Source organism: Nisaea sediminum (assembly GCF_014904705.1).
Lineage (GTDB): Bacteria > Pseudomonadota > Alphaproteobacteria > Thalassobaculales > Thalassobaculaceae > Nisaea > Nisaea sediminum.
This window is the reverse complement of sequence record NZ_JACZCQ010000006.1, coordinates 16082-42458: the sequence shown is the minus strand read 5'-3', so window position 1 is coordinate 42458 and position 26377 is coordinate 16082. Positions and strand designations below refer to the sequence as shown.

Annotated in this window: 25 protein-coding genes; 13 read left to right on the top strand and 12 right to left on the bottom strand. The window is 64.2% G+C overall.

What is annotated here, in order from left to right; all coding sequences use genetic code 11:
- Nucleotides 1-17 precede the first annotated feature (17 nt).
- Nucleotides 18-2372: a tetratricopeptide repeat protein gene (locus IG122_RS12180; RefSeq protein WP_193183880.1), complete on the top strand. Its 2355-nt coding sequence runs from the start codon at nucleotides 18-20 to the stop codon at nucleotides 2370-2372.
- Nucleotides 2373-2394: 22 nt separating this feature from the next.
- Here the strand turns inward: IG122_RS12180 and IG122_RS12175 are convergent, their stop codons facing one another.
- Entirely contained in the window at nucleotides 2395-3462 is a 1068-nt protein-coding gene (locus IG122_RS12175) for a COX15/CtaA family protein (protein ID WP_319024872.1), read from the bottom strand.
- Between the two features lie 93 nt (nucleotides 3463-3555).
- Nucleotides 3556-3819, bottom strand: a complete 264-nt coding sequence (locus tag IG122_RS12170; protein ID WP_193183879.1) for a Usg family protein — start codon at nucleotides 3817-3819, stop codon at nucleotides 3556-3558.
- Between the two features lie 369 nt (nucleotides 3820-4188).
- Here IG122_RS12170 and groES point away from each other — a divergent pair, with 369 nt between their 5' ends.
- From groES to IG122_RS12155, 3 genes are all read left to right on the top strand, one after another.
- On the top strand, nucleotides 4189-4479 hold the full coding sequence (gene groES, locus IG122_RS12165) for a co-chaperone GroES (RefSeq protein ID WP_193183878.1): 291 nt from the start codon (nucleotides 4189-4191) through the stop codon (nucleotides 4477-4479).
- 17 nt (nucleotides 4480-4496) lie between these two features.
- Entirely contained in the window at nucleotides 4497-6143 is a 1647-nt protein-coding gene (groL, locus tag IG122_RS12160) for a chaperonin GroEL (protein ID WP_193183877.1), read from the top strand.
- A gap of 158 nt (nucleotides 6144-6301) precedes the next feature.
- Nucleotides 6302-6877, top strand: coding sequence for a PAS domain-containing protein (locus IG122_RS12155; RefSeq protein WP_193183875.1), 576 nt, complete (start codon nucleotides 6302-6304; stop codon nucleotides 6875-6877).
- A 14-nt stretch (nucleotides 6878-6891) separates the two neighbouring features.
- Here IG122_RS12155 and IG122_RS12150 read toward each other — a convergent pair whose 3' ends face one another.
- From IG122_RS12150 to IG122_RS12135, 4 genes are read right to left on the bottom strand one after another with little or no spacing between them, the layout of a single operon-like run.
- Nucleotides 6892-7641 (bottom strand): sulfite exporter TauE/SafE family protein, encoded by a 750-nt coding sequence (locus IG122_RS12150; RefSeq protein WP_193183873.1) that lies wholly within the window; start codon nucleotides 7639-7641, stop codon nucleotides 6892-6894.
- Between the two features lie 45 nt (nucleotides 7642-7686).
- Nucleotides 7687-8313, bottom strand: coding sequence for an HAD family hydrolase (locus IG122_RS12145; protein WP_193183871.1), 627 nt, complete (start codon nucleotides 8311-8313; stop codon nucleotides 7687-7689).
- Entirely contained in the window at nucleotides 8310-9218 is a 909-nt protein-coding gene (locus IG122_RS12140) for an NAD(P)-dependent oxidoreductase (RefSeq protein WP_193183869.1), read from the bottom strand. The genes IG122_RS12145 and IG122_RS12140 overlap by 4 nt, the downstream gene beginning before the upstream one ends.
- Nucleotides 9219-9235: 17 nt before the next feature.
- Nucleotides 9236-9640, bottom strand: a complete 405-nt coding sequence (locus IG122_RS12135) for a tellurite resistance TerB family protein (RefSeq protein WP_193183867.1) — start codon at nucleotides 9638-9640, stop codon at nucleotides 9236-9238.
- A gap of 205 nt (nucleotides 9641-9845) precedes the next feature.
- Between IG122_RS12135 and IG122_RS12130 the strand changes: the two genes are divergently transcribed.
- The 4 genes from IG122_RS12130 (at nucleotide 9846) to IG122_RS12115 (ending at nucleotide 13175) form a co-directional block, all read left to right on the top strand.
- Nucleotides 9846-11234, top strand: coding sequence for an amidase (locus IG122_RS12130; RefSeq protein WP_193183865.1), 1389 nt, complete (start codon nucleotides 9846-9848; stop codon nucleotides 11232-11234).
- A gap of 100 nt (nucleotides 11235-11334) precedes the next feature.
- On the top strand, nucleotides 11335-11856 hold the full coding sequence (locus IG122_RS12125) for a sigma-70 family RNA polymerase sigma factor (RefSeq protein ID WP_226893538.1): 522 nt from the start codon (nucleotides 11335-11337) through the stop codon (nucleotides 11854-11856).
- A gap of 1 nt (nucleotide 11857) precedes the next feature.
- Nucleotides 11858-12640: an anti-sigma factor family protein gene (locus tag IG122_RS12120; RefSeq protein ID WP_193183863.1), complete on the top strand. Its 783-nt coding sequence runs from the start codon at nucleotides 11858-11860 to the stop codon at nucleotides 12638-12640.
- A 94-nt stretch (nucleotides 12641-12734) separates the two neighbouring features.
- On the top strand, nucleotides 12735-13175 hold the full coding sequence (locus IG122_RS12115) for a nuclear transport factor 2 family protein (RefSeq protein WP_226893537.1): 441 nt from the start codon (nucleotides 12735-12737) through the stop codon (nucleotides 13173-13175).
- A gap of 35 nt (nucleotides 13176-13210) precedes the next feature.
- Here the strand turns inward: IG122_RS12115 and IG122_RS12110 are convergent, their stop codons facing one another.
- Nucleotides 13211-14812, bottom strand: coding sequence for a SulP family inorganic anion transporter (locus tag IG122_RS12110; RefSeq protein WP_193183861.1), 1602 nt, complete (start codon nucleotides 14810-14812; stop codon nucleotides 13211-13213).
- A gap of 302 nt (nucleotides 14813-15114) precedes the next feature.
- Complete coding sequence (locus IG122_RS12105) at nucleotides 15115-17412, bottom strand: heavy metal translocating P-type ATPase (protein ID WP_193183859.1); 2298 nt, start codon at nucleotides 17410-17412, stop codon at nucleotides 15115-15117.
- A gap of 86 nt (nucleotides 17413-17498) precedes the next feature.
- Here IG122_RS12105 and IG122_RS12100 point away from each other — a divergent pair, with 86 nt between their 5' ends.
- Genes IG122_RS12100 through IG122_RS12090 form a run of 3 tightly spaced genes read left to right on the top strand, consistent with a single transcriptional unit; the run spans nucleotide 17499 to nucleotide 19554 of the window.
- Nucleotides 17499-17933, top strand: coding sequence for a cyclic nucleotide-binding domain-containing protein (locus tag IG122_RS12100; protein WP_193183857.1), 435 nt, complete (start codon nucleotides 17499-17501; stop codon nucleotides 17931-17933).
- A complete protein-coding gene (locus IG122_RS12095; RefSeq protein WP_193183855.1) occupies nucleotides 17930-18805 on the top strand; it encodes a BKACE family enzyme in 876 nt (291 codons plus the stop codon). The genes IG122_RS12100 and IG122_RS12095 overlap by 4 nt, the downstream gene beginning before the upstream one ends.
- Nucleotides 18802-19554 carry a hypothetical protein gene (locus IG122_RS12090; RefSeq protein WP_193183853.1) on the top strand — a complete coding sequence of 251 codons (753 nt, stop codon included), beginning with the start codon at nucleotides 18802-18804 and terminating at the stop codon, nucleotides 19552-19554. The genes IG122_RS12095 and IG122_RS12090 overlap by 4 nt, the downstream gene beginning before the upstream one ends.
- A 216-nt stretch (nucleotides 19555-19770) precedes the next feature.
- On the opposite strand, the gene IG122_RS12085 is transcribed toward IG122_RS12090, so the two are convergent.
- From IG122_RS12085 to IG122_RS12075, 3 genes are all read right to left on the bottom strand, one after another.
- On the bottom strand, nucleotides 19771-20178 hold the full coding sequence (locus IG122_RS12085) for a RidA family protein (RefSeq protein WP_193183851.1): 408 nt from the start codon (nucleotides 20176-20178) through the stop codon (nucleotides 19771-19773).
- A 300-nt stretch (nucleotides 20179-20478) separates the two neighbouring features.
- Nucleotides 20479-22281, bottom strand: coding sequence for a translation elongation factor 4 (lepA, locus tag IG122_RS12080; protein WP_193183834.1), 1803 nt, complete (start codon nucleotides 22279-22281; stop codon nucleotides 20479-20481).
- A 91-nt stretch (nucleotides 22282-22372) separates the two neighbouring features.
- Nucleotides 22373-23374 (bottom strand): lipid A deacylase LpxR family protein, encoded by a 1002-nt coding sequence (locus IG122_RS12075; protein ID WP_193183832.1) that lies wholly within the window; start codon nucleotides 23372-23374, stop codon nucleotides 22373-22375.
- A gap of 157 nt (nucleotides 23375-23531) precedes the next feature.
- Between IG122_RS12075 and pcaD the strand changes: the two genes are divergently transcribed.
- Nucleotides 23532-24317, top strand: coding sequence for a 3-oxoadipate enol-lactonase (gene pcaD, locus IG122_RS12070; protein ID WP_193183830.1), 786 nt, complete (start codon nucleotides 23532-23534; stop codon nucleotides 24315-24317).
- Between the two features lie 178 nt (nucleotides 24318-24495).
- On the opposite strand, the gene IG122_RS12065 is transcribed toward pcaD, so the two are convergent.
- The gene (locus IG122_RS12065) at nucleotides 24496-25698 is read right to left on the bottom strand and encodes a pyridoxal phosphate-dependent aminotransferase (protein WP_193183828.1); all 1203 of its coding nucleotides are present in this window, start codon (nucleotides 25696-25698) and stop codon (nucleotides 24496-24498) included.
- A 196-nt stretch (nucleotides 25699-25894) separates the two neighbouring features.
- Between IG122_RS12065 and IG122_RS12060 the strand changes: the two genes are divergently transcribed.
- Nucleotides 25895-26374, top strand: coding sequence for a hypothetical protein (locus IG122_RS12060; RefSeq protein ID WP_193183826.1), 480 nt, complete (start codon nucleotides 25895-25897; stop codon nucleotides 26372-26374).
- Nucleotides 26375-26377: the final 3 nt, after the last annotated feature.

Below are 26377 nucleotides of genomic sequence, written 5' to 3'. Positions count from 1 at the left end.
CCCTCCGTGAAACCTACTTGCGGGCCGTCCGCGCCTACCGGGCGAACGATCTGGCGGCGGCCGCCAGGCTTCTGCAGGACGTTCTCGCCGCCGATCCGAACAATATCGACGCCCATGAATTGACCGGTATCGTACTGCTCGCCGGCGGGAACCATGCATCGGCCTTCCAGATCCTGAAGGCGGTGGCAGGTGCCAAGCCGGCGGATGAGTTGGCGCAGTTCCGGCTCGCCGAGGCGGCCGAGAATGTGGGGCAGGCCGATGTAGCGGATCGCGCTCTGCGCCGAGCCGCCCTGGCGCATCCGCAATCCGGCGGTGCGCAGCTCAGGATTCTGAAATTCCTGGCGGCGCGCGGCGCGGCGACGAATGCTCTCGTTCATGCCCGGCGGAACGTCATCCTCGGTGATTTCTCCAGCCAGGCATTTTCCATCCGCGCGAAGATCCAGTTCGGTCAAAGCGATGTTGGGTCCGCGCGCAGCGATCTGAAGCGGTCGCTTGTCGTGTCGCCGGAACTTTCCGGAGATATGCTGCCGCTGGCTCAACTTTATCAGAATGCAAACGACGTCAACGGCGCCGAGAAGCTTTACCGGCGGTTCAGCAAGATCCTGCAGCCGAGGGATCCGCAGGGCTGGATCGCCTACCAGGACCTCTTGTGGAGCCGGCGGCGCGGCGGCGAGGCGACGCCCATGCTGAAACGGGCACTGATCCTGGCGCCTGCGGAGCCGATCCTGTGGCAGCGGATGGTCGACGCCGAATGGAAGCACGAGGACCCCAGTTTCGCGGCCACTGCGGCGGCGATGTGCGGCCGGGAAAATCCGCGCGCCTGGATGCTGGTGATCCAGTTGCTGGCGGGGCACCGTCGGGGACGCGAATTCGCCGCGCGGGCGGTCGAGGCCTTGCGCCGCGTCCGGCTCGGGGCAGGGCGCTCTCCGCAGATGCGGTTCTTCCTCGCGGAGATGGCCTTTGCGATGGGGGATCTGGGAGCGACAGAGGTCGAGCTGCTGCGTTTTTTCCGGGAGGTCAGGGACGGCCTCGAGCGACGCGACCCCTCTATGGAGCACGATATCGGGTGTCTGTTGTTCCTGTATTTCCTGCTGTTCCAGGGAGAAATCGAGGACTGCGCCCGGTTCGCGGACTTGCTCGATCCGGCGCTCGGCGGCGATCCGGACAGCCAGTTCAATTTCAGGAAGCTGAAGCTGCTTCTCGGTCTGCTGACCGCTTACAAGGAACAGCCTCACAGCTGGAGCTCAAGCAAGCGGCGCATTATTTCGTTGCCCGTCTGGGGGGCGAAATATGTCGACATGTGGCTGAAATACAGCCTGCCGTCGCTGTTCGGGGCGCGGAACCGCAAGCTCTGGGAGACCGGCGAGACGGTATTCCATTTCTTCACCACGCCGGAAGACTGGAAGCGGTTGCAGGCCGATCCGGTGTTCCGGAGTTTTTGCGGCCGGCACCGGACGGTCTTCCTCAATGTGAGCCCGATCCTGCAATCGGGTCTCCAGGCAAGTTCCTATCAGGCGCTGTCCCTCAGTCACTGGGCGTCCATGTTTCTGGCACGCGACGAGGGCGCGGACTTCATCGGTCTCGTGGCCGACTATATCTTCTCCGACGGCTCGATGGCCTACCTCTTGGAACGGGCGGAGACAGCCGGTCTGAAAGCGGCCTTCACCGTCGATCTCTGGGTTGCCGGGGAGGCGGCGGAACCAGTTTTCGACGGCATGATCGCCGCCGACGGGTCTCTCAGCATATCGCCGGAGGAGATGGTCCGGGTCTTCGCGGGGAACAGTTCCGCGCGGATCTATTTCAACGCGGCAGGCCCGACGCTTGATTCCATCCCGTCCGATCCGTCACGGCTGTTCACGCGTCTGCCAAACGGGCTTCGGATCGATAATCTGCAGCCGCAGCTGTTCTTCGCGACGGCGGATGTGTTGAAAGGCTTCTGGTTTCCGCGTCTGCCGATGACGGACAACGGGCTGGTGGATTTCGTCCTCATGTCGACCGGCAGTCTGGATGACAGCGAGGTTCTGGTGGATCCGCAGAGGTTCGGCTGCATCGTTCTCGACTACAACGAGGAAGAGCGCGCGAAAACGGGTCATTACCCGGCCCGGCTGAAGAGCCGGAACAGCGTTCGGGATCTTGCGGAGCAGATCGTTCGCAGCAGGCTCTGGAGCCCGGGCAGGCAGTGGGCCCTGCGCAATCCGCTCTATGTCTCCTTCGACGGCGAGCCTCCGCAAACGCAGGATGCCGATCGTTTCATGGAGGCCGTTCTGTCCTACCTGCCCGAACCGCGGTCCTTCGATCAGGTCGATATGGTCGCGAAGGTCGGGCGCGACGCGTTCCGGCGCTTCCTTGCGGAATGGAAGAGCACGGACTGAGGTCCGCCGGCGGAGGCGTCGCTCAGCGGGCGCCGCGCGGACCCGACAATTCGAAAAGCACCCAGACCGCGGCTGCGAAGGTTAGCGCCGCGCCGCCCTGATGCGCCGCGCCGAGCCATACCGGGACCTGGGCGAGCAGGGTTGAGATCCCGAGTGCGACCTGTATCGCACCCATCCCCGCAAGCGCGTGAACGGCAAGCCGGGTGCGGGGCGCAAGGTCTTCGGAACGCATGGCCCGCACCAGGAGCCAGACGATCGCGGCAAAGGTGAGGATGGCAATGACGCGGTGATTGAATTGCACCGTCGCGGGATTCTCGAAGATGTTGATCCAGAACGGCTCGGCGAAGGCGTAGTCCGGCGGGACGACATGCCCGTTCATCAGCGGGAAGGTGTTGTAGATCAGGCCCGCATCGAGCCCGGCGACGAAGGCGCCCGCGATCACCGTCAGGGCGATCAGATGCAGCACCGCGACGGCATGGCGCCTGAGGTGCCTGTCCCCTTCACCGGGGAGACGGAGCAGGCCGAGTACGGTCCAGAGCAGCACGCCGAGAATGGCGAAGGCGACGCCGAGATGGATCGCGAGCCGGTACTGGCTGACCGCCGGATTGTCGACCAGGCCGCTCTTCACCATCCACCAGCCGATCGCGCCCTGCAGGGCGCCGAGCAGGAAGAGCAGGCCGAGCCGCGGGTAGAGCGCGCGGCGGATCTTGCCAAAGACGGCGAGGATCAGGAACGGGGCGGCGAAGGCGATTCCGATCAGCCGCCCCCAGACGCGGTGCAGATATTCCCAGAAGAAGATCTGCTTGAAGTCCTCGATGGTCATCCAGGAATTGACCTTCTGGAATTCCGGCGTGTCCTGATAAAGCGAGAAGACCCGATACCATTCCGCCTCGCTCAGGGGCGGGATCCAGCCGATGAAGGGGCGCCATTCGGCCATCGATAGGCCGGACTCGGTCAGCCGCGTGATGCCGCCGATCACGATCATCAGAAACACCATGACGGCGACCCCGGCGAGCCAGTAGGCGACGGACCGGTCGGCTGCGGCGTGTTCCGGCAGGGCGGGGCTGTAGGACGGGCTGGACGGGTTCACGCCACTCTCCGTTTGGACAAAACGACCGGCGGAATGTGGCGTCGGGTGCGGCGGAGGTCAAATGGATGCAATGCCGCACCCGCGCGGGTGGTGTCAGTGAAGCCGGAATTCGATGTCCGCGGCGTTGAAGTTGGCCGTCCCGGTCAGGGAGCCGGCGCAGATCTGAACAGAGTGAATCTGCGCTTCGATATTGAGCCGCCAATGATCGAGGAAGCGCCTCAGACGCGGGAATTTCGGAACGACGTCGTGTGTCTGCCAGACGAAGCTTTGCAGCAGATCCGGATAGTCCGGCATGCGGTAGAGAATTTCCGCGGTCGTCACGCGGCGCTCGAACAGGACGACAGGCTCAATCGACATTCATGAACTCCATCAATTGTGATTGCGGAAATTTTGATGTAGAACAGCGGCGCCTCGCAATAACTAAATAAAATCAATTGATTAGCAGCAAATCGGTTTGATTGCTGCTAGGGGTCTCTCACCGCTATTCCGCAAGATTCCGTTTGGAAATCCTCCCCGGCGGCCCCATCTGCCGGTCTCGTGTGGACCGCGTCCCGCCTCTTCTCGGTCCGAAAATTTTTCCAGACTCGCTTGGCTATTCCTTGACAGTGGTTTCGCGCTTCCCTACATCGTCAGCACTCGCCGTTGGTGAGTGCTAATAATTAGGTTCGCCACGGCGAGCGCTCAGTTAGAAAACGTCACTCAGACGAGTTTTTCGGAGGTTATGGCATGAAGTTCAGGCCATTGCATGACCGGGTTGTTGTCCGTCGCACTGAAGGCGAGGAGAAGACAGCCGGGGGCATCATTATTCCCGATTCCGCCAAGGAAAAGCCGATGCAGGGCGAAGTTGTCGCCGCTGGCTCCGGCGCGCGCGACGAGACCGGTAAGGTCCAGCCGCTCGACGTCAAGGCCGGCGACAAGGTTCTGTTCGGCAAATGGTCGGGCACCGAGGTCAAGATCAACGGTGAAGAACTGCTGATCATGAAAGAGTCCGACATCATGGGCGTTCTGGAATCCTAAGAAAGGACTGATCCATCATGGCTGCTAAAGACGTCAAGTTCGGCACCGATGCACGCGCCCGCCTTCTCAAGGGCGTGGATGTGCTCGCGGATGCCGTCAAGGTTACCCTGGGCCCGAAAGGCCGCAACGTCGTTCTCGACAAGTCCTTCGGTGCCCCGCGCATCTCCAAGGACGGCGTGACCGTTGCCAAGGAAATCGAACTGTCCGACAAGTTCGAGAACATGGGCGCACAGATGGTGCGCGAAGTCGCCTCCAAGGCGAACGACATCGCCGGTGACGGCACCACCACCGCTACGGTTCTGGCTCAGGCCATCGTGCGCGAAGGCTCCAAGGCCGTCGCCGCCGGCATGAACCCGATGGACCTGAAGCGCGGCATCGACACCGCCATCGAGGCCGTCGTTGCCGATATCCAGAAGCGCGCCAAGAAGATCTCCACCTCCGGTGAGGTCGCTCAGGTCGGCACCATCTCCGCCAACGGCGAAGCCGAAATCGGCGAAATGATCGCCAAGGCGATGGAGAAGGTCGGCAACGAGGGCGTGATCACGGTCGAGGAAGCCAAGTCCCTGCACACCGAACTCGACGTTGTCGAGGGCATGCAGTTCGACCGCGGCTATCTCTCCCCGTACTTCGTCACCAACGCCGACAAGATGACCTGCGAGCTGGAAAGCCCGTACATCCTGCTGCACGAAAAGAAGCTCTCCAACCTGCAGGCGATGCTGCCGGTTCTCGAGCAGGTCGTGCAGTCCGGCAAGCCGCTCCTCATCATTGCTGAGGACGTCGAAGGCGAAGCGCTCGCCACGCTCGTCGTCAACAAGCTGCGTGGCGGCCTGAAGGTTGCCGCCGTCAAGGCTCCGGGCTTCGGCGATCGCCGCAAGGCCATGCTGGAAGACATTGCCATCCTGACCGGTGGCACCGTCGTCAGCGAAGACCTCGGCATCCAGCTCGAGAACGTTACCGTCGACATGCTCGGCACCGCCAAGCGCGTCCAGATCTCCAAGGACGAGACGACGGTCGTCGACGGCGCCGGCAAGAAGAAGGACATCGAGGCCCGCTGCAACCAGATCCGGGCGCAGATCGAGGAAACCTCCTCCGACTACGACCGTGAGAAGCTCCAGGAGCGTCTCGCGAAGCTGGCTGGCGGCGTCGCGGTGATCCGCGTCGGCGGCGCCACCGAGATCGAGGTGAAGGAACGCAAGGATCGTGTCGACGACGCGATGCACGCGACCCGCGCCGCGGTCGAGGAAGGCATCGTTCCGGGCGGCGGTACCGCCCTGCTCTATGCCGTCAAGGCTCTCGACAAGATCAAGCTGGAAAACGAAGACCAGAAGATCGGTGTCAACATCGTGCGCAAGGCCATCCAGGTCCCGGCACGTCAGATCGCCGAGAACGCTGGTGAAGATGGTTCCGTCATCGTCGGCAAGATGCTCGAGTCCAAGGACACCGACTGGGGCTTCGATGCGCAGAAGGGCAAATTCACCAATCTGGTGAAGGCCGGCATCATCGACCCGGCCAAGGTCGTTCGTTCCGCGCTGCAGAACGCCGGCTCCGTTGCGGGTCTGCTGATCACCACGGAAGCGATGGTCGCCGAGAAGCCGGAACCGAAAGGTGCCGGCGGCGGCATGCCGGGTGGCGGCATGCCGGACATGGGCGGCATGGGCTTCTAAGTCAGCCTTCCGCATAAATCCAAGAAACCCTCCAGGGAGCTCCCTGGAGGGTTTTTTGTCGTTCTCTGGCAAAAATTTGCGTCAGATCAAAATTTTGGTAGGGTGGTCGGGCTGCATTCCGTGACTTGAACTTTCTCTTTCGGGATTGGTCGCTGGATATGGAGGGTGACGCGTCTGCAGGGCGTCTGGAAGAGATCGTTCCTCCGATCGAGGATCGGATCGAACGGCTGATCGCTTACTGGCGGAGCAAGAAGTCTGCAGGTGGATTGCCGGGACGGCGGGACATCGATCCGACGGAGATCCCGGATCTGCTCCCCCATATAGGCCTCATTGACGTGCTCGAAGGCGGACAGGCGTTTCGCTACCGGCTTCTCGGCACTCACCTGAACAACATCTTCGGTGAGGATTTCACGGGCAAGGATGTCGGGGAAATCAAGCTCGGCGACTACGGTGCCTTCCTCCTGGATCTTTACCGCTCCGTCTTGACCGCCACGAGTCCGGTCGTCAGTGACAGTGTGTTCGAGTTTCGGGACAAGAATTTCCTGAAGGTGCGGCGCGTCCTCTTTCCTCTCGCGGCGGACGGCAGGACGGTCGATATGATCCTCTTCATAAACGTCTTCCGCAGCAGGTATGAGGAGGAGGTTGAGCCCCGGAAGGCCGGCGAGCCCAGGGGCCCGATGTTCGACCAGACCCTCATCTCGAGCGGCCGGGAACTCTGGCGCCGCCACGTTTGAGCTATGTGTCGGGGTCAGAGCTCTATCGCGCGCGCGGCGATGTAGAGACCGAGCACGAAAATTCCGAGATAGAAGACCCGTCTGAACCGATCCTCGGAAAGACGGCTGCGGATCTTCTGCCCCAGCACCATGCCGAGGAGCGCCGGCACCAGCCCCAATGCCGAGACCATGCCGAGTTCGGCGCTCACGAGGCCGTTCTGCCCGAGCGCGAGGGCGAGGGCCGCGGTCGACAGGAGGAAGAGCATTCCCATTGCCTGCACCAGCATGTCGCGGGTGAGGCCCAGCGCCTGCAGATAGAGGACGCCGGGGACCATGAAGGATCCGGTCATTCCGGTCAGGATGCCGTTGACCGTTCCGAACAGCGGGCCGCTCCAGCGTGCTCTCCTTGGCGAGAGGGAAAGCCGGAACCCCGCGAGGCCGCTGGCCGCATAGGCGACCAGCAGCAGGCCGAGCAGGGCGGAGAGATAGGAGAGATCGACGCGGCTCAGCGCCTGGGCGCCGATCCAGATCGTCAGTGTCGCGGTGGCGAGGAACGGCCAGATCCTTGCGAGGATGGCCCGCGCGTTCCCGCCGACGGAGGCTTGCCAGATATTGGTGGCAAGAGAAGGCACGACCAGAAGCGCCATGGCGCTCGGCAGATCGAGCAGCAGGGTCATGAGGCCAAGCGTGACGGTCGGCAGACCGAGGCCGATCACGCCCTTGACGGTCCCTGCGAGCAGAAATGTTCCGGTGATGGCCGCGAGAAGGGCCGGATCGTATTGCATGGGCGGCAGTCTACCCGCTCCGGGGGACACCGCAATCGGCAGACCCTAGATAAGCGCGCATTTCCTGAAGGCTTCGAGGCACGCGCTCTCGCTGACGAAGTGATGGGTCCGAAAGCCGAGTTCGTCCGCCGCCGCGATGTTACGCGACGAATCGTCGACGAAGAGCGTGCGTTCCGGAACGAGGCCGAAGCGCGAGATGCAAAGTTCGAAGATCCGTGGATCCGGCTTGATGATGCCTTCCTCGCCGGAGACCGCCACGCCGTCGAAATCCTTGAGGAAGCCGAAACGTTCGCGCGTCTCGCGGAAGGTCTCCGCGCCGAAATTGGTCAGGCCGTAGACCGGGATCCCGGCTGTCCTCATCCTTTGCTTGGCCGCGACGATACCGTCGAGCGGGCCCGGGATCATCTCCTGGAAACGGCCATAGAAGGCCTCGATTTCCGTCCGGTGCTCAGGATGAAGCCGGATCAGGTCGGCGATCTGTTCCTCCGGTGGCCGTCCGAGATCGTGCCGGATATGCCACGGGGTGGTGCAAATCGCGCCGAGGAACCACTCCATGCGCGCCTCGTCGGGAGCACCGTCCGGCGTCCTGAAGATCTTTCGATAGAGATGGCGCGGGTCCCAGTGGATCAGAACATTGCCGATATCGAACAGAACGGCCCCGACGGCGCTCATTCCAGGTCCTTCGGCGCTTCGGCGATCTCGAGGATCAGCGAGGAAATGTCGAGTTCGCCCTGCCCCCCGTCGACCAGGGTTTCCCAATGCGCGGCATTGCTGTCGAGGCCGCCGAGCGTGAGGCCCGCGGCGCGGGCGAGGTCCTTGGCTTGCGCGGTCAGTTCCGCCTGCATCCGGACGGTGCGGCCGGCGCGGAATTCGCGGTCCGCCATCCTGCGGCCGGTCTCGTTGAGGACGGCGCCGCCGACCGCGCTGTCGGCAAGGGCGGCGAGCAACGCCTCGGCTTCGACACCGGAGGCGGCGGCGAGCGCCAGACCCTCCGCGAGAGCCTGTACCATCTGGCCGTGGATCGCGGCCCCGCAAGTCCGGATCGCCTGGCCGGAGCCGATCGGGCCTGCATGGAGAACCTTTTTCGAAAGCACGTGGAGGACCGGCCAGATCCGGGCGAAGGCCGTATCCTGACCACCGACGGAGAGCGTGCCGCCGAGAGCCGCCTCGGTAATCGGCGCGTCGATCCAGAGGCGTCCGCTCTGACGCACCCTATCCGCGAATGTCCGTGTGATCTTGGGGCCGGTTTCGCCGATATCGACAATCAGCCCTTCCGGAGGTGTGCCGTGCAAAACCCCGTAACGGTCCTCATCCGGGTCGAAGATCACCCGTTCGAGCGCCTTGTCGCTATTGACCGCGACCAGCGTCGCCTCGGTATAGCGCGCGACATCCCGGGGGCAGGGTTCGACCTCGATCAGCGGATGCGCCTCCGCCAGTCCCACCGCTTTCGCCGTGTTCCGGGTCCAGACATGGAGACGCGCACCGTTTTCGGTCAGTTTGCGCGCAACCGCGAGGCCGCGCCGGCCGAGGCCGATCAGACCGATCCGTCTTCCGTCGAGTGGTTTCTGGGCCGACATGGCGCGGCCCCCTCCGCTTAAGATCTCGCGTAGCGCGCGGCCGAACCGCGCTCGATGGCAGCCGCGGTCAGACGGTCGACATTCAGCTCGTGGCGCAGGATCTCAAGGAACCGCAGTTCTTCCTGCGTGGCCGTGCCGTCGGCGGCGACAACGTCGCAGGCGAGCGCATAGGCGGTCGCTCCGAGATGGTCCGGCAGTGTGCGCTTGATCTGGTCGACCGCCGCGTCGAGCCCATCCGGCTCGCTCAACAGGTCGATGCAGGAGCCTGCGATCTGGCCGAAATTGCCGATCTCGAAATCCTGGAAGATCGGCAGCACATTGATGATTTCGCTGATCGTCTCCAGTTCCTCGTCGTCGACGCTGCCGTCTGCAGCCGCGCTCAGAACCATGGCGTAAATCAGTGCGGAGTGAGTGGTGATCATCGCTCGCCCGGGCTTTCCATTTGCGTTACCTCCCAAGGATATAGCCGCTCGGGAGCGCCAGCGATAGCCTCGAGTGGAGGCAGGCGGCGAATCCCGGATCGCACGGACGGCTCTCTTGCCATGTCCGCGCTTTTGTCCTGACGGCAAGGGACGCTAATCTGCAGACCATTCACGTCAGGAATATGGCAGGCAGGGGGTGAGGGCGATGGCAAGAATTCCGGAAGATCCGTTTGAAAATGGTGGGCTCGCGGGCTTTGCGCGCGACCTGCGCGCGGGGCGAACCAGCAGCGAGGCGGTGACGTTGGCCTGTCTTGAGCGCATCGATGCGCTCGACGGAAAACTCGGTGCCTTTCAGCATGTTGCCGCCGAAACCGCGTTGCAGACCGCGCAGGCGATGGACGGGCTTCTGCGCGCCGGGACCGACCTCGGCCCGCTGATGGGGGTGCCGATCGGGGTCAAGGATATCTACGCGGTGGACGGCATGCCGACGACCAACGGCTCGCTCATCGAGTCCGCCGAAATCACCGGCCCCGAGGGCACCTACGTCCAGCGTCTCAAGAAAGCCGGCGTCGTCATTCTCGGCAAGACCAAGACGGTCGAGTTCGCGCTCGGCGGGACGGGCCAGAACGAGGCCCGCGGCATGCCCTGGAATCCCTGGGATCTCGAAACCAAGCGCATTCCGGGCGGATCCTCCAGCGGCTCGGGTGTGGCGACGGCGGCGGGCTTGTGCGGCTTCGCGCTCGGCTCCGATACCGGCGGGTCGATCCGGATCCCCGCGTCCTTCTGTGGCCTGTCCGGCCTCAAGACCAGTATCGGCCTGATCCCGACGGACGGGGTGTTTCCGCTCTCGCCGACCCTCGATACCGTCGGCGCGCTCTGCCGTTCGGCGGAGGACTCGGCCATCGTGCATGCGGCGACTATGGGCATCCAGGTTCCGGAAGCGGTCTCGCCCGACACGCTTCGCCTCGGTCTGCTGCGCGAGTTCTTCTTCGAGGATCTCGATCCGGAGGTCGAAGACTGCATGGACAAGGCACTGCGGGCGCTGGTTGAGGTCGGGATCACGATCGTCGAACTCGACAAGAGCGACCTGCCGGACCCGAAGGAGCGGGAAACGATCTTCCCGCCGATCGTGGGCACCGAGATCCTGGCGAGCCTCGGCGTCGACCGTTTCAAGGCGGGCCGCAACGGCATGGACAGCGTCACCGCGGCGCGGGCGTCGGTTGGCCTGGATGTCTCCGCGATCGACTACGCGCTGGCGCTGCGCCGCCACGAGACGCTGAAGAAGCTGGCGGACGAAGCGCTGCGTCCGCTGGATGGGCTGATCGCGCCGACTACCCCCATGGTAACGCTGCCGGCGGAGGCGCTGAAGACCGAGGAAGGCGGCGCGCGCGGCATGGCCGCCTCGCGCAATACGCAACCGGGTAATCTCTGGGGCATGTGCGGCATCTCGATCCCGATCCAGCAGTTCGGCTCGGCGCTGCCGGTTGGCCTTCAGGTGCTGTGCCGGCGCGGAATGGACGCGCACGCGCTCTCCATCGGTCTCGCGATCGAGGGCATCGTCGGACGTCCGATGCGCCCCTCTCTCGCGCTCTGAAAAAATTTCCGGTGCCGCGGGAATAAAATGCGCGACGCGCTGTATTCCCCTTATCAGAGCCAGTCTCCGGACCGGCCGGAGATTGGTGGAGGACGCCGCGTTGACGCACCAGAAGGATGCCCGTCTCCTGCTGACGGAGGAGATACCCCATCTCAGGCGATACGCGCGCGTCCTGACCCGTGGGGGGGACGGCGCCGACGATCTGGTGCAGAGTTGCCTTGAGCGGGCGTTGAGCCGGTTCCATCTCTGGCAGCAGGACAGACGGCTGAGGCCGTGGCTGTTTACCATCATGCACAACATCTTCGTCAATCAGGTGCGGAGCCGGGCCGTCCGCCCGGATCTGGTGTCCATCGATGCCGGAACGGTGCAATTGTCCTCCGCCGCGGAGCAGGAACAGCGCGCCGAGGTGCGGCAGGTTCTGGCTGCTCTCGATAGCCTGAACGATGATCAGCGCGAGGCGGTCATGCTCGTCGCCGTCGAGGGGCTGAGCTACGAGGAAGCGGCCCAGATCCTCGGTGTGCGGACGGGCACGTTGATGTCGAGATTGCACAGGGGGCGGGAACGGTTGCGCGAACTCTGTTTCCGCGCGGCCGCGACGCCGGCCATCAGACAGGTGAAGTGACATGCCGACGAACCACGACGACGACCTTCCGATCACCACCGACGACTTTCACGCCTACGCGGACGACAGGCTATCGCCCGCACGCGCGGCGGCGGTCGAAGCCTATCTCTCGGAGCATCCGGACGCGGCGCGACAGGTCGCGGAATACAGATCGCTCAACGAGACGCTGCGCGAAGCTCTGGATCCGGCCCTTGGCGAACCGGCGACGGAGATCGAGTCCGGTTTTCTCGTTCCGCCCCGGCGCCCCCGTTTCCACGTCCGTTTCGCGGCCGCCGCTGCCATTGCGGGCCTTCTGGTCGGCGGAGCATCCGGCTGGTTTGCCAATGGGTATCTGGGAGGTCCGTCGAGTGATGCCGCCCGGATCGCCGACCGGGCCGCGACTGCCTATACGGTCTACGCTCCCGAAGTCCGGCATCCGGTCGAGGTCAGCGGGACGGATGCCGACCATCTCTCGGCATGGCTGTCGAACCGGATGGGCATGTCCTTCGAGATCCCGCGGCTCGAGACCATCGGTTTCACCCTCGTGGGTGGACGTTTGCTGATGGGCGAGGCCGCGCCGGCGGCTCTTCTGATGTACGAAAACGGGCAGGGGCGCCGCATGGTCGTCTATGTCAGGAACGACCTCGCGGGCGCGCGTCGGACTCCGATGCAATACCGGCGCAATGCCGGGGCCGGCGTGGTCTATTGGGTGGACGGCCACAAGGGGTTCGGCCTCTCCGGCGGTTTCTCCGAGCAGGAACTCTCCGGAGCCGCCCGGATTGTACGGGCCCTCTACGAATCGTGACGGGGAGATGGGAAAAAGCCGCAGCGCGAGGGAATAAATTCGATCTCGCGGCGTAGATGCTTTCATTCGCAACCGGTCACTGGAGGGCCAGATAATGAAAGCATTCAAGAAATCCGCACTTCTCGTCGCCGTCGGACTGATGTCCGTTTCGGCTTTCGCGGCGGACGCGTTCGCCGCTTCCGCGCGGGACAGGGCGACGGGTCATTTCGAGGCCATCGGCAAGGGCGCCGTCGAAGCGATCCTCGCCGACTACGCGGACAATGCGACGCTCTACTGGATCGGGGGGCCGCTCGACGGTGTCCATGCGGGCAAGGCCAGTATCGAAACGGTCTGGCGCAAGTTCACCGGCGCCCAGGGGCCGCTGAAGGTCGAGGTGTCCGATGTCGCGGAGCACGCCAATCCGAAAGGCAGCACGGTCTCCGCGAACGTGAAGTTCCTCGGCAAGGGAACCGTGCCGGTGCATTACGTCCTGACCTATCACGGCGACCGTCTGGTCAGCGAGATCTGGCAGATCGACCCCAAGCTCGCGAAATAACCCCGACCGGAAGGGGTGGGTCGGCATTCGGGTAATCAGTGCCCCGTGCCGACCTGACCGATGCGGAGGTCGTAGTCGCTGGCGACCCCGTAGACCGGATCCTCGTCGTCGCGCTCTTCCACGAGCTGTCCCGCCTTGCCGAGGAGTACCTTGCAGTCGCGGCTCAGATGGCGGAGCTGCAGGCGCTTGCCGAGTTCGTCATATCGTTTGGCGAGGCTCTCGATCGCCTGCAGGCCGGAATGGTCGACCACCCGTGAATTCATGAAGTCGATGACGACGCGGTCCGGGTCTTCCTTCGGCGTGAACTGGGCGAGGAAGCTCTCGGTCGAGCCGAAGAAGAGCGGGCCGTCGAGGCTGTAGATCTTGGCGCCGGAGACGTCGATGCCGGAGACGGCATGCATCCGCGTCGCCGCGTTCCAGGCGTAGAACAGGGCGGCCAGGATCACGCCGATCACGACCGCGATGGCGAGATCGGTAAAGACGGTGACGATGGTGACGAGCACGATCAGCAGCGCGTCCTTGCGCGGGATCCGGCGCATGATGGTCAGGCTGCGCCAGGCGAAGGTGCCGATCACCACCATGAACATGACGCCGACCAGCGCCGCGAGCGGGATCTGCTCGATCAGGCTGGAGGCGAAGAGAATGAAGCTCAGCAGGAAGAGCGCGGCGGAAATGCCGGAGAGCCGGGTGCGGCCGCCGGATTTCACGTTGATCACGCTCTGCCCGATCATCGCGCAGCCGCCCATGCCGCCGAAGAAACCGGTGACCGTGTTGGCCATGCCCTGGGCGAGGCATTCCCTGGAGGCGCCGCCCTTGGTCTCGGTCATGTCGGCGACGACGTTCAGGGTCAGGAGGCTCTCGATCAGGCCGATGGCGGCGAGGATCAGCGAATAGGGCAGGATCACTTCGAAGGTCTCGAGCGTCAGCGGCACCATCGGAATGTGGAAGGCGGGCAACCCGCCCTCGATGCTGGCGAGATCGCCGACGCGCGGCAGGTCCAGATCGAAGCCGATGACCACCAGCGAGACGATGCCGACCGCGGCGAGCGGGGCCGGGATGAACTTGGTGATCCTTGGCACGACATAGATCAGCGCCATCGTCACGGCGGTGAAGCCGAGCATCAGATAGAGCGGCTCTCCGCTCATCCAAGTGGTTCCGCCTTCCGGTGTCTTCACCTTGAACTGGCCGAGTTGGGCGAGGAAGATGACGATCGCAAGCCCGTTCACGAAGCCGAGCATGACCGGATGCGGCACCATCCGGATGAATTTGCCCCAGCGCATCACGCCGGCGAAGATCTGCAATAGGCCCATCAGGACGACGGTGGCGAACAGATATTCGACCCCGTGCCTTGTGACGAGATCGACCATGACGACGGCGAGCGCGCCGGTCGCGCCGGAGATCATGCCCGGCCGGCCGCCGAAGACGGCGGTGATCAGGCCGACGATAAAGGCGGCATAGAGGCCGACCAGCGGATGCACATGGGCGACGAAGGCGAAGGCGACCGCTTCCGGAACTAGAGCGAGGGCGACGGTGAGGCCGGAGAGGATGTCCGTCTTGATCTGGCCGGGGGTCAGCTTGTGCTCTTGATTGGTTCCGTCCGTCGCGGATGACAAACGCGTTTTCATCGCCTGCAGCATGGGTGCGCATCTCTCTCGAAATCGATGGATGTCCCGGGATTTCCCGCCCACTCTTCCGACCCCCGTGCGGTTTCGCCGGGAGACGCACGAGAAGGCGTCCGTTCGCGCCTCATAATACAGTAATGCTGACCTATCTCAATATTATTGTGCAGCGCAGCATTGCATGCGTGATGCGCGCGAGGTGGGAGGCTGTTCACGAAACTACAGGGATTTGCTCGCTTTTTCAGCTCCGACGGCGCACACGCGGAAGAAAGGCACCTGTGCTCTACCTGCAGCCGCGTTGCGGAGCTCCGTGTCCGGGTCTAGCCCGCCGCGTAGTCGAAGATGTCCTCTTCCTGGGCGTTGTGGATGCGCACCAGGGCGTCTACGGACTCGATGATGCGCTGGGCGTCGCGGATCAGGTAGCGGTCCGCCTCGTCCTCGCCGACGCCGCTCACCAGCCGGTCGAGCAGGCGGCCGAGGTGCTGGATCTCTCGGTGCGCCCGGCTCATCGCCGCGAGCCCGTGCGCGTTGCCGAGATGGGGCACCAGCTTCGGGTAGACATTGACCTCGTCCTCGCGCTCGTGCGGGACGATATCCTCGTTGATGATCCGGTTCGCCTCGGCGATATGCGCCAGAGCTTCCGCACCCTCCGCATCGTCGAGCGCGTCCGCATGGGCCCGGAGCTGGTCGAGCCAGGCTTCCACTTCCTCATGCTCGTCGCGCAGCCGCTGGGCGGCCTCTTCCGGCAGGCTCGGCTTCATCCCGAGGCCCGGCGGCACCAGGGCGCGGAGCGCGTTCAGGATCACCGCGACATCGATCCCTTCCTGCAGGATGGCACCGGCGACCGGTGTCAGGTAGCCGGCGGCCGCGAACGCCATCGCGACGAGCGACATGACCATGCCGGCGACGATGCTTTCCATCGCGATGCGGCGTGAGCGCTTGGCGATCGCAAGCGCGTCCGCCACCCGGTCGAGCCGGTCGATCAGCACCACGGCGTCGGCAGCCTCCGAGCTGGCGCTGGCGCCGCGCGCGCCCATGGCGATCCCCATGTCGGCGGCGGCGAGGGCCGGTGCATCGTTGATGCCGTCGCCGACCATCAGGGTCGGATGACGCTTCTTCTCGAATTCGACCGCATCGACCTTGTCCGCCGGAACCCGGTTGGCGAGCACCGCGTCGAGATCGAGCGCGGCGCCGATGGTTTCGGCCGCGTCCGCATGGTCGCCCGTCACCATGACGATGCGGCCGATCCCGGCCTCGCGCAGCGCGCGGATGGCGCGTGGCGCTTCCCGCCGGAGGGAGTCGCCGAGCAGAAGGGCGCCGACGAGTGCACCGTCGACCGTCACGAAGACCGACAGCGCGGAGCGCCAGGAGGCCCGGCGCTGGGCGCGGTCGACCCAGGCGGCGCGCTGGTTGCCGCCGGTGGTCATGGTCAGGCTGCCGGCGGCGACCCGCTTGCCGTCTACCGTGCCGGTGAGGCCGGCGCCGAGTTCCTCGCGCACGTCGGTCGGCGGCACGAGCGTCAGGCCGCGGGATTCGGCCGCCCCCACGATCGCCTGGGCAATCACATGATGCGACGCCTGCTCAAGGCAGGCGGCGAGGCGCAGCACCTCGACCGGATCGTGACCCGGCGCGGTCTCTACCGCGACGAGGCGGGCGCCGCCGATGGTCAGCGTGCCGGTCTTGTCGAAGAGGATCGTATGCGCGCGGGCGAGTGCCTCGAGCGCCATTCCTCCCTTCACCAGCACCCCGCGCCGGGCCGCGAGCGAGACGCCGGAAATGAAGGCGACGGGAGCGGCGAGGATCAGCGGGCAGGGCGTGGCGACGACCAGCACCGCGAGGCCTCGCACTGGGTCTCCCGAGAGGAACCATGCGGCGCCGGCGACCGTCACGGCGAGCGGCAACAGCAGCAGGGCGAAACGGTCGGCCATGCGGATGAAGGGGGCCTGTGCGGTCTGCGCGGCGGCGACCATCGCGACGATGCCGGCATAGGTGCTCTCGCTTGCCGTCGCGGTCGCCTGCAGGCTGAAAGGGACACCCGAATTCACCGCGCCGCTCCGCACGGGCTCGCCGGCATGGCGCTCGACCGGGATCGGCTCGCCGGTCAGCGCCGACTCGTCGATGGTGGCCGTCCTGTCGGCCCCGGTCTCGAGGATCACGCCGTCGACGGGAATGACCTCGCCGGTGCGCACCAGCAGGCGGTCCCGCTCCGCGACCTGCTCGACGCCGATATCCTCCAGCGTTCCGTCGACATAGCGGTGCGCGGTACGCGGCGCACGGTCCGTCAGGCTCTTCAGGTTGCGTTCTGCCCGGGAGACGGCGAAATCCTCGAGAACGTTTCCGCCCGCATACATCACCGCGACGACGACGCCGGCGAGGGTCTCCCCGAGGGCAAGCGCGGCCGACATGGAAAGCAGCGCGACGGCATCCACGCCCATGCGCCCGGCAAGCAATGCGCGGGTCATGGAAATGGCGAGCGAGACGACGACCGGTAGCGTGGCGAGGCCCCAGATCCAGATCGAGGCGGTATCATGCCCGGTCTGCCAGGCGATCAGTCCGGCGATCAGCCCGGCGGTCGCGACCGCAATAAGCAAGCGGCCGAGAAGGCGTTCCGATATCATGTTTGTCCCCGACCTCCCGTTGCGCTCTCGTCGAGCTTATCGCAAAAAAGAACAGGGGCGGGAAGCGGCCTGGAGGTGCCTGCGACATGCAGTACAAGGAAGCCAAGACCCGGCGCTACAAAAAGGGGCAGCTTGTCTTCGCCGAGGGTGACGAGGCCTTCGAGGCCTTTATCGTGCTTCTCGGCTCGGTCGAGATCTCGATCGGGGTCGGCAAGAGCCGCAAGGTGCTCGACGTCATCACCGAGAATCAGATGTTTGGCGAGATGGGCGTGATTGCCGATATTCCCCGCACCGCAACGGGCCGATGCCTGGAAGATACCGAGCTCGTCGTCGTCGACCGCTCCCTGATCGAGCCGAAGATCAGGGAGATGGATCCCTATATCCGCTACCTGATGGACTCGCTGATCTCCCGCCTCGTCCGGACGTCCCACGGCATTCGCCCGGAGCGCAAGGGCGTGCCGGGTGAACTGCCTGAGGACGACAGCGCTCTCGATCCTCGGGATGAAGGAGAGAGCAAATGACCAAGGTTTGGCTTGAGGCCGCCGTGAACGGCCCCTGGACCCGGTCGCGGCAACCGTCGATCCCGGTCTCCCCGGAGGACATTGCCGCGGATTGTATCGCCTGCGCGAAGGCGGGCGCGGCGATCCTGCATTTCCATCCCTACGACGTCGCGACAGGCCTGCAGGTCGACACCACCGAGGCCTATGCCGAGGTGATCGAGCGGGTGCGCGAGGTGAACGAGGAGGTGATCATCTACGGCACTCTCCCGATGGCGGGCCTGCCCAACGTCTCCGACACCATGAGCCCCGCCCAGCGCTTCGCCCATGTGAAAGGTCTCGCCGAGCGCCGCCTGATCGAGTGGAGCGTGGTCGATCCCGGCAGCACCAACATCACTCACGATGCCTGGATCGCCGAGGGCCGTGAGGGCTTCACCTATTTCAATCCCGAAAGCCACGTCCGGCACGGGCTCGAGCTCTGCCGGGAGAAGGGGCTGCATCCGAGCTACGCGATCTACGAGCCTGGCTTCATCCGCCAGGGCGCGGCCCTGCATCGGGCCTTTCCGGGATGCCCCAAGCCGCTCTACCGCTACATGTTCTCCGACCGCCTGACCTTCAGCTTTCCGCCGGAGCTCTATGCTCTGGAAGCCTACAACACCCTGCGCGAAGAGGAGGCGCCCGGCGCTCCCTGGATGGTCGCCGGTCTCGCCGTCGACATCCGCCCGCTGATCGCGCCGGCGGTGGAGCGCGGCGGCCATGTCCGGGTCGGGCTGGAGGACCAGCCGTTCGGGGTCGATGTGGGCAACGTCGCTCTGGTCGAGGAGGCGCTGAAGCTGATCGAGGCGGCGGGCGGCACACTCGCGACGCCTGACGAGGTCAGGGCTGGTTTGGTATGATCGGCTCTTCTCATCATCATCATGGCTCCAGAACCGTCAGCCCTAACAAGGTGTGCGAGATAAGGTGGGTTGGGCAGAAGATTGCGGTATTGATGCTTCTGGCTTTCTCCAGCTGCACACTAAACCCGCAACTTGTGGAGCATGGTTCCTGGCTTTCTGCCGGTACGAAAACAGTGCGGGAAAGGGCCGAGGCCTTCGTGGCGATGGACACGCTCTTCGCCTGTGTGCGCGTCGCCCATCCGGATAGGATCGGATGGATCAGCGAGGATACGAGGCTCTATTCTGCCGATCTAAGCACGCGGGATGAACGACAGGTCAGCGTGGTCGGCCTGCGGGACCCGCACCAAGCTATTGATCGTGTCTCCTGGCACAATGGGCGCGCTTACATTGCAGTAGAAAGTGGTCATGTCGCTTCAGAAAGTGTCGTCGGCGACTGCAGGACGCGTGATCCTGTCGGAGAGGATATCAGGCGCAAGTTACTCCGCATGGAGGATGCTGCTGTGGAGCGTCGGACTATCGAGGCCGACGGCCTGGTCCTCGATGTCGCACATGTCCAAACACGGGGTGGACGGGGCAATTGCGTGCTCATCCACGAAGAATTTGCGCGCATCTTCTATGGCCGGCCCGAGAAGTTGACGATCGCGCTCGCCGATTGCGCACCTGCGTTTGGCAAACAAGGCCTGACTCACTCGGGTCTTCTGACTGTCGTCGAAAAAGTTCGGCTCAATGTTGAAAACGTAGTCCGCTGAGGGGCCAGGTAAAGCCTTCAGACGTCGGTTGCGTACGATGTGGCAATGCCGTTTTGGTGACGCCGGATGAGGTCAGAGCGGGGATGCGCTAATCCGCATTGCGCCTATCCGTCATTCCGGCGCAGGCCGGAACCCAGGGATCGAGGGCGATGTTCCACGTTCCCTGGGCCCCGGCCGTCGCCGGGGTGACGACAGAGCTGGTTTTTGGGCCAGCGCTCAATTCACCGCGACGGCCTCGATCTCGATCAGATAGTCTGACCGCGCCAGAGCGGAGACGGTCAGCACGGTCACGGCCGGCGCCCGGCCCTTGCCCCATTTCTCCGTCCGCAGCTTGACCAGATCCGGGGCATCGCCGCTGCGGGTGAGGAAGAAGGTCAGCTTGGCGACATTGGCGAAGGACATGCGGGAGGCGGCGAGCAGCGCTTCGACATTCGCCATCGCCTGCGCCGCCTGGCTGGTGAAATCCTCCGGCAGGCTACCGTCCGGGCGTACGCCGAACTGGCCGGAGACGAAGAGCATTTTCTGGCCGTCCGTCACTTCCGTTGCGTGGGCATAGACCGGTGTGAAGGCCTCCGGAACCTGCCAGAGGGTATCGGGATTGAGCGTGGTGAAACTTGCGGTCATGGGATCGATCCTTTGAATCCGGGCATTAAAAAACCGCGCCGGGGGCGCGGTCGGTGAAACGGTCTGGGAAAAGGCACGGATCATCGTCGTCGCGCGAATGCGAATGTCGGGCTGCGGCGTCGGCGATAGGTCGAAATGATCATGACTACACGTTAGACGTGCGGAACTGGGCGGTCAACCGCGTTCTATTTTAACCGCCGATCCGTCATCCCGGCCGAAGAGCCGGGACCTTTCGGAACGCGAGACCCGACCAAGCTTCGCAAGATCCCGGATCGAAGTCCGGGATGACGATCAACTTCTTTAATTGTCGCCCATCTTGAGGGCTTCGATGAAGGCGCTCTGCGGGATGTCGACATTGCCGAACTGCCGCATCTTCTTTTTGCCTTCCTTCTGCTTCTCCAGCAGCTTCTTCTTCCGCGTGATGTCGCCGCCGTAGCATTTCGCGGTCACGTCCTTGCGCATGGCGCTGACGGTCTCGCGGGCGATGACCTTGCCGCCGATCGCCGCCTGGATGGCGATCTTGAAGAGCTGCCGCGGGATCAGGTCCTTCAGGCGTGCGCACATGGCGCGACCACGGAAGTCGGCCTGGCTGCGATGGACGATCATCGAGAGCGCGTCCATCGGCTCGGCGTTGACCAGGATGGACAGCTTCACCAGGTCGCCTTCCTCGTAGCTTTCCAGCGCATAGTCGAAGCTGGCATAGCCGCGCGAGATGCTCTTCAGACGGTCGTAGAAATCGAACACAACCTCGTTCAGCGGAAGCTTGTAGACGGCCATGGCCCGGCTGCCGACATAGGTCAGCTCGAGCTGCTCGCCGCGGCGCTCGGTGCAGAGCGCGAGCACAGGGCCGAGATACTCGTCCGGCACCATGATGGTCGCCTTGATCCAGGGCTCCTCGATGGAGTCGATCTTCATTACATCCGGCATGTCCGCCGGATTGTGCAGCTCGATCTGTTTGCCGTTGGTCAGGTTGATCCGGTAGACGACGCTCGGCGCGGTGGTGATCAGGTCGAGATTGAATTCCCGCTCCAGCCGCTCCTGGATGATCTCCAGATGGAGCAGGCCGAGGAAGCCGCAACGGAAGCCGAAGCCGAGCGCGGCGGAACTCTCCGCCTCGAAGCTGAAGCTGGCATCGTTCAGGCGCAGCTTCTCGAGGCTGTCGCGCAGATCCGGGTAGTCGTTGGCATCGACCGGAAAAAGACCGCAGAACACCACCGGGATGCTTGGTTTGAAGCCCGGCAGCGGGGCGTCGCAGGGGCGCTTTTCCTCGGTGATGGTGTCGCCGACCTGGCAGTCGGCGACGGTCTTGATCGAGGCGCTCATGAAACCGAGCTCGCCCGGGCCGAGCTCCTTGAATTCCGTCAGCTTCGGCGTGAAAGCGCCGACCTGTTCGACCAGATGCACCGCACCGGTTTGCATCAGCTTGATCTTCTGGCCCTTTTTCAGCACGCCCTGACGCACCCGGACCAGTGCCATGACGCCGAGATAGCTGTCGTACCAGCTGTCGACCAGCATCGCCTGCAGCGGCTTCTCGCGGTCGCCGGTCGGGGCCGGCAGGCGCTGCACCAGCGCCTCCAGAACGGCCTTGATGTTGAGCCCGGTCTTGGCCGAGACCTCGATCGCATCGGAGGCGTCGATTCCGATCACGTCCTCGATCTGTTCCTTCACCCGCGGCACGTCGGCGGCGGGGAGGTCGACCTTGTTCAGTACCGGGATGATCTCGTGATCCTGCTCGATGGCCTGGTAGACGTTGGCGAGGGTCTGCGCCTCGACGCCCTGGCTGGCATCGACGACAAGAATGGACCCCTCGCAGGCCGCGAGCGAACGGCTCACCTCGTAGGCGAAGTCGACATGGCCCGGCGTGTCCATCAGGTTGATCTGATAGGTCTCGCCGTCGTCGGCCTTGTACATCAGACGCACGGTCTGCGCCTTGATGGTGATGCCGCGCTCGCGCTCGATATCCATGCTGTCGAGCACCTGCTCCTTCATCTCGCGGTCGGTGAGACCGCCGCAGAGCTGGATCAGGCGATCCGCCAGCGTGGATTTGCCGTGGTCGATATGGGCGATGATCGCGAAGTTACGGATATGGCTGAGGTCGGTCATATGGGCCGATTGCTGTCATGAGGGTGCTGGCGGGGGAAAATAGGGCCCGCGAGGTCAACTGGCAATCGTGAAACGCTAGCGGCGACCCTGCTCAGAACGCATAGGTCACGCCGAGCGAGCCGAAGGTCGAGAAGTCGTCGTCGCCGCTGAATTCCGGCGTGCGCACGACCTGGGTCAGCGAGACCCGGGCGCGGCCGACATTGAAGACGATCCCGTAGGTGAAATCGCCGACCATGACCTTCTTGTCGACCGAGGGGCTGTCGGTGAAGGTGTTGCCGTCGAGGAAGATGTTGCGCCCGACCAGCCGCCCCTCGATCCCGGCGAAGAGATACCAGCCGAAATCGTCCGCCGGCTCGAAATAGCCGGAGCCCGGAGTACTCGGCTGGATCCGTGGCGGGCCGTAGTCGCCCTGCGGAAGATCCTCGCCGAAGCGCAGCATCATGCCGCCGTTGACATGGGTGAAGACGTTGCCGAGGGCGCCGCCGACATAGGGCGCCGCGTCGATCTGGTAACCGTAGGGCGCGCCGAGTAGCCGTTCGTTCCATTTCTTCTCGAAGGTCAGCAAGAGGGCCGGCTCGTTCTTGATCTGGCTGTCCCAGCCGCGCGGCTCGCGGGTATCGATCACGCTGTGGACGAAGCTCTGCACCGGTTCGCCGAGCGCGGCCGGACCGACCATTCCGAGGCTGAGCTGCAGCGAGGTGACCGTGTCTTCCGTATCAGCGAGAACGCCGACCGCACCATAGAGCCAGGCGCCATACGGCCGGTCGTTCGGGTCCGGGATCTTCCGCTCGATATCCTGCGGCGTGTAGAGGTTCTGGCCGAGCTGGTAGGTGACGCGGATGTCGGCGCTCGGATCGATGAAGGGGGCTGCTGCCGCGCGCACGCTCCAGGGAACCCGGTTCAGCGTATCGGTGTATTGCAGCGCCGCCCCGTTCGTGTAATTCCGGTCGGTACCGTTCACCATGTCGTTTTCGATGGTGAAGTTGAAGGCGCCGGTGACGGGCTCCTTCTTCTCGTCGGCGAATGCCGGGCAGGCGGACGCGCCTGTCGCGGCAAGGACGGCGGCCATGGCCGCGAGGCGGAGAGTCTTCATCTGATGCCGGCTACTCTTTGCAAAGAGCGGGACACTCGCGCCCGCGCGAAAACGATAACGCATGACATTGCCATTGGTTCCCTCTCCCGCGCAAACTGCCTCCTTCTAACGGCCGGTCATCTCCGGCCGCAAAGCAAAAAAACCAGGGGAGGCACCCATGCCGCATATCGACGCCAACGGGATCAGGCTGCATTACCGTATCGACGGGCCGGACAGCGGCCGCCCGCTTCTGCTGTCCAACTCGCTCGCCTCCAATCTCTACATGTGGGACCCGCAGATCGACGCCCTGACCGGCGCGGGTTTCCGCGTGATCCGCTACGACAGCCGGGGGCATGGCCAGTCCGATGCGCCGGAAGGGCCCTATACGATCGAGATGCTGGCCGAGGACGCGGTCGCCCTGCTCGACGGTCTCGGCGTCGCCAAAGCCGATTTCTGCGGCCTCTCCAAGGGCGGCATGGTCGGCCAGATGCTCGGCGTCCGGCATGCGGACCGGGTCTCGAAACTGATCCTCGCCGATACCGGCGCCTACATGCCGACGAAGGAAATGTGGGACGGCCGGATCAAGACGGTGGAGAAGGGCGGCATGGAGGCGGTGGCTGACGCCACGCTGGAGCGCTGGTTCACCCCGGCCAGCCATCAGACACGTCCCAGCGACCTCGAGAAGGTGCGCGCTATGATCCTCGGCACGCCGCCGCAGGGGTTCATCGGCTGCAGCCGTGCCATCCAGGCGATGGACCAGCGCGGCACGATCGGGGCGATCACCAACCCGACCCTCGTCATCGTCGGTGCCGAGGACCCGGCCACCACGCCGGCCCATGCCAAGGAGATCCACGGCCTGATCAAGGGTTCGTCCTATGTCGAGATCCCGGAGGCGGCCCATTTCGCCAATTTCGAACAGCCGGAACTGTTCACGAAGGCGGTGCTGGATTTTCTGGATGGGTGATCGTCATCAAAAAAACTTCCGTCATCCCGGACTTGATCCGGGACCTTGCGAAAGGCAGGGCTCGGTGTTCGAGAAGGTCCCGGCTCTCTGGCCGGGATGACGGATATGATTGTGGGAAAACAAAAAGCGCCGCCCGGATCAACGGGCGGCGCTTCTCGTTGAAGCGGTTCGTGAAAGCTCAGCGCAAAGCGGCGCAGGCGCGCTGGATGCGGGCGCAGGCGTCTTCCAACACCTCATCGGAAGTCGCGTAGGAGATGCGGAAATGCGGGCTGAGGCCGAACGCCTCGCCATGCACCGCCGCGACGCCTTCGGCCTCAAGCATGTAGGTGCAGAAATCCTCGTCGTTCTCGATCACCTTGCCGTCCGGCGTCTTCTTGCCGATCACGCCGGCGCAGGACGGGTAGACGTAGAAGGCGCCGTCCGGGGTCGGGCAGTTGAGGCCGCTGGCCTGGTTCAGCATGGAGACCACGAGATCGCGGCGCGCCTTGAAGGACTCGTTGTGCTTCTCGATGAAGTCCTGCGGACCGTCGAGCGCGGCGATCGAGGCCGCCTGGCTGATCGAGGATGGGTTGGAGGTCGACTGCGACTGGATCTTGCGGATCGCGGTGATCAGCTCGACCGGGCCGGCGGCGAAACCGATGCGCCAGCCGGTCATGCAGAAGGCCTTGGACATCCCGTTGACCGTCAGCGTGCGGTCATAAAGGCCGGGCTCGACCTCCGCCGGGGTGCAGAACTTGAAGTCGTCGAAGACCAGCTTCTCGTACATGTCGTCGGTCATGACATAGACGTGCGGATGCTTCATCAGCACGTCGGTGACCTTCTTCATGTCCTCCCAGCTGTAGCCGGCGCCGGTCGGGTTGGACGGGCTGTTCAGGATGATCCACTTGGTCTTCGGCGTGATCGCCTTCTCGAGATCCTCCGGCTGCAGCTTGAACCCCATCTCCTGCGGGCAGGGGATGATCACCGGCTCGCCTTCGGCCAGCAGCACCATGTCCGGATAGGAGACCCAGTAGGGTGCCGGGATGATGACTTCGTCACCCGGATTGAGGGTCGCCATCAGGGCGTTGTAGAGCACCTGCTTGCCGCCGGTGCCGACGGTCACCTGATTGCGCTTGTAGTCGAGATTGTTGTCGCGCTTGAACTTGCGGCAGATCGCGTCCTTCAGCTCCGGCGTGCCGTCCGGATCGGTGTAGCGGGTATCGCCCCGTTTCATGGCCTCGATGGCAGCCTCGACGATATGCGCCGGAGTGTCGAAATCCGGCTCGCCTGCGGAAAGGCCGATCACATCGCCGCCCGCGGCTTTCAGCTCGCGCGCCTTGGTGCTGATGGCAATGGTGGGGGACGGCTTGATGCGGCCGAGACGGTCAGCGATGAAGCTCATTTTTTCCTCGGAAAGGCTGGCTTGTCAGATGTGCGGCAGAGCCTACGCCCGTGTCCCGCGTGGTTCAAGAACAGGAAGGCGATGCGCGGAGTATTTCACGGCGCTGCATATTGCGGGCTGGAGATTGTTTGAAATTCGCGTTAAATCCGTCCGGTCATTCATGACTGGTTAAAATTAAGGCCGTAAGAACAACGCCATGGACCCGCTGCGCCGCACCGAACACAAGATTCCCCGCATCGGCACGCTCGACCGTGACGTGTGGGTGCGCGAGATCGTGCGCTCCATGTGCGATGCGGTGATCGATATCGACGAGGTGGAGATGCGCCGCCTCGAGCAGTTCCTCTGCGGGCTGATGCATTACCTTCTCGGCAAGGTGCACGACCGGATCGAGTTCAAGCGCGAGGAGGCGGTCTGGCGCGGCAGGCACGGGTTGCTGCCCCTCATGGGCGGGATGATGGACCGGTGCCGCGCGCAGGCGCGCGGGGCCGGGCAGGAGCCCATGCGCGACTGGCTGAAGGAAATGCATCGCGAGGCCGAAGACTCGAAGTACAACCCTGTTTGCGTGAAGGCCTTCCGTCTGTTGATCCGGCTCGAGAACGCGGAGCTCGAGAACATTCTGCACAACGCGTCCTGCGTCGTACTGATCGCCCTCGGGCACAAAATCTCCGCCAACTGACGC

Bases quoted from the DNA above. Each gene is read 5' to 3' on its own strand.
- IG122_RS12085 (WP_193183851.1), bottom strand. From the start codon at position 20,178: ATGACCGCAAGTTTCACCACGCTCAATCCCGATACCCTCTGGCAGGTT.
- IG122_RS12100 (WP_193183857.1), top strand. From the start codon at position 17,499: ATGCAGTACAAGGAAGCCAAGACCCGGCGCTACAAAAAGGGGCAGCTT.
- IG122_RS12140 (WP_193183869.1), bottom strand. From the start codon at position 9,218: ATGTCGGCCCAGAAACCACTCGACGGAAGACGGATCGGTCTGATCGGC.
- IG122_RS12065 (WP_193183828.1), bottom strand. From the start codon at position 25,698: ATGAGCTTCATCGCTGACCGTCTCGGCCGCATCAAGCCGTCCCCCACC.
- IG122_RS12170 (WP_193183879.1), bottom strand. From the start codon at position 3,819: ATGTCGATTGAGCCTGTCGTCCTGTTCGAGCGCCGCGTGACGACCGCG.
- IG122_RS12130 (WP_193183865.1), top strand. From the start codon at position 9,846: ATGGCAAGAATTCCGGAAGATCCGTTTGAAAATGGTGGGCTCGCGGGC.
- IG122_RS12115 (WP_226893537.1), top strand. From the start codon at position 12,735: ATGAAAGCATTCAAGAAATCCGCACTTCTCGTCGCCGTCGGACTGATG.
- lepA (WP_193183834.1), bottom strand. From the start codon at position 22,281: ATGACCGACCTCAGCCATATCCGTAACTTCGCGATCATCGCCCATATC.
- groL (WP_193183877.1), top strand. From the start codon at position 4,497: ATGGCTGCTAAAGACGTCAAGTTCGGCACCGATGCACGCGCCCGCCTT.
- IG122_RS12145 (WP_193183871.1), bottom strand. From the start codon at position 8,313: ATGAGCGCCGTCGGGGCCGTTCTGTTCGATATCGGCAATGTTCTGATC.
- IG122_RS12105 (WP_193183859.1), bottom strand. From the start codon at position 17,412: ATGATATCGGAACGCCTTCTCGGCCGCTTGCTTATTGCGGTCGCGACC.
- groES (WP_193183878.1), top strand. From the start codon at position 4,189: ATGAAGTTCAGGCCATTGCATGACCGGGTTGTTGTCCGTCGCACTGAA.
- IG122_RS12110 (WP_193183861.1), bottom strand. From the start codon at position 14,812: ATGCTGCAGGCGATGAAAACGCGTTTGTCATCCGCGACGGACGGAACC.
- IG122_RS12150 (WP_193183873.1), bottom strand. From the start codon at position 7,641: ATGCAATACGATCCGGCCCTTCTCGCGGCCATCACCGGAACATTTCTG.
- IG122_RS12090 (WP_193183853.1), top strand. From the start codon at position 18,802: ATGATCGGCTCTTCTCATCATCATCATGGCTCCAGAACCGTCAGCCCT.
- IG122_RS12155 (WP_193183875.1), top strand. From the start codon at position 6,302: ATGGAGGGTGACGCGTCTGCAGGGCGTCTGGAAGAGATCGTTCCTCCG.
- IG122_RS12095 (WP_193183855.1), top strand. From the start codon at position 17,930: ATGACCAAGGTTTGGCTTGAGGCCGCCGTGAACGGCCCCTGGACCCGG.
- IG122_RS12120 (WP_193183863.1), top strand. From the start codon at position 11,858: ATGCCGACGAACCACGACGACGACCTTCCGATCACCACCGACGACTTT.
- IG122_RS12135 (WP_193183867.1), bottom strand. From the start codon at position 9,640: ATGATCACCACTCACTCCGCACTGATTTACGCCATGGTTCTGAGCGCG.
- pcaD (WP_193183830.1), top strand. From the start codon at position 23,532: ATGCCGCATATCGACGCCAACGGGATCAGGCTGCATTACCGTATCGAC.
- IG122_RS12060 (WP_193183826.1), top strand. From the start codon at position 25,895: ATGGACCCGCTGCGCCGCACCGAACACAAGATTCCCCGCATCGGCACG.
- IG122_RS12075 (WP_193183832.1), bottom strand. From the start codon at position 23,374: ATGAAGACTCTCCGCCTCGCGGCCATGGCCGCCGTCCTTGCCGCGACA.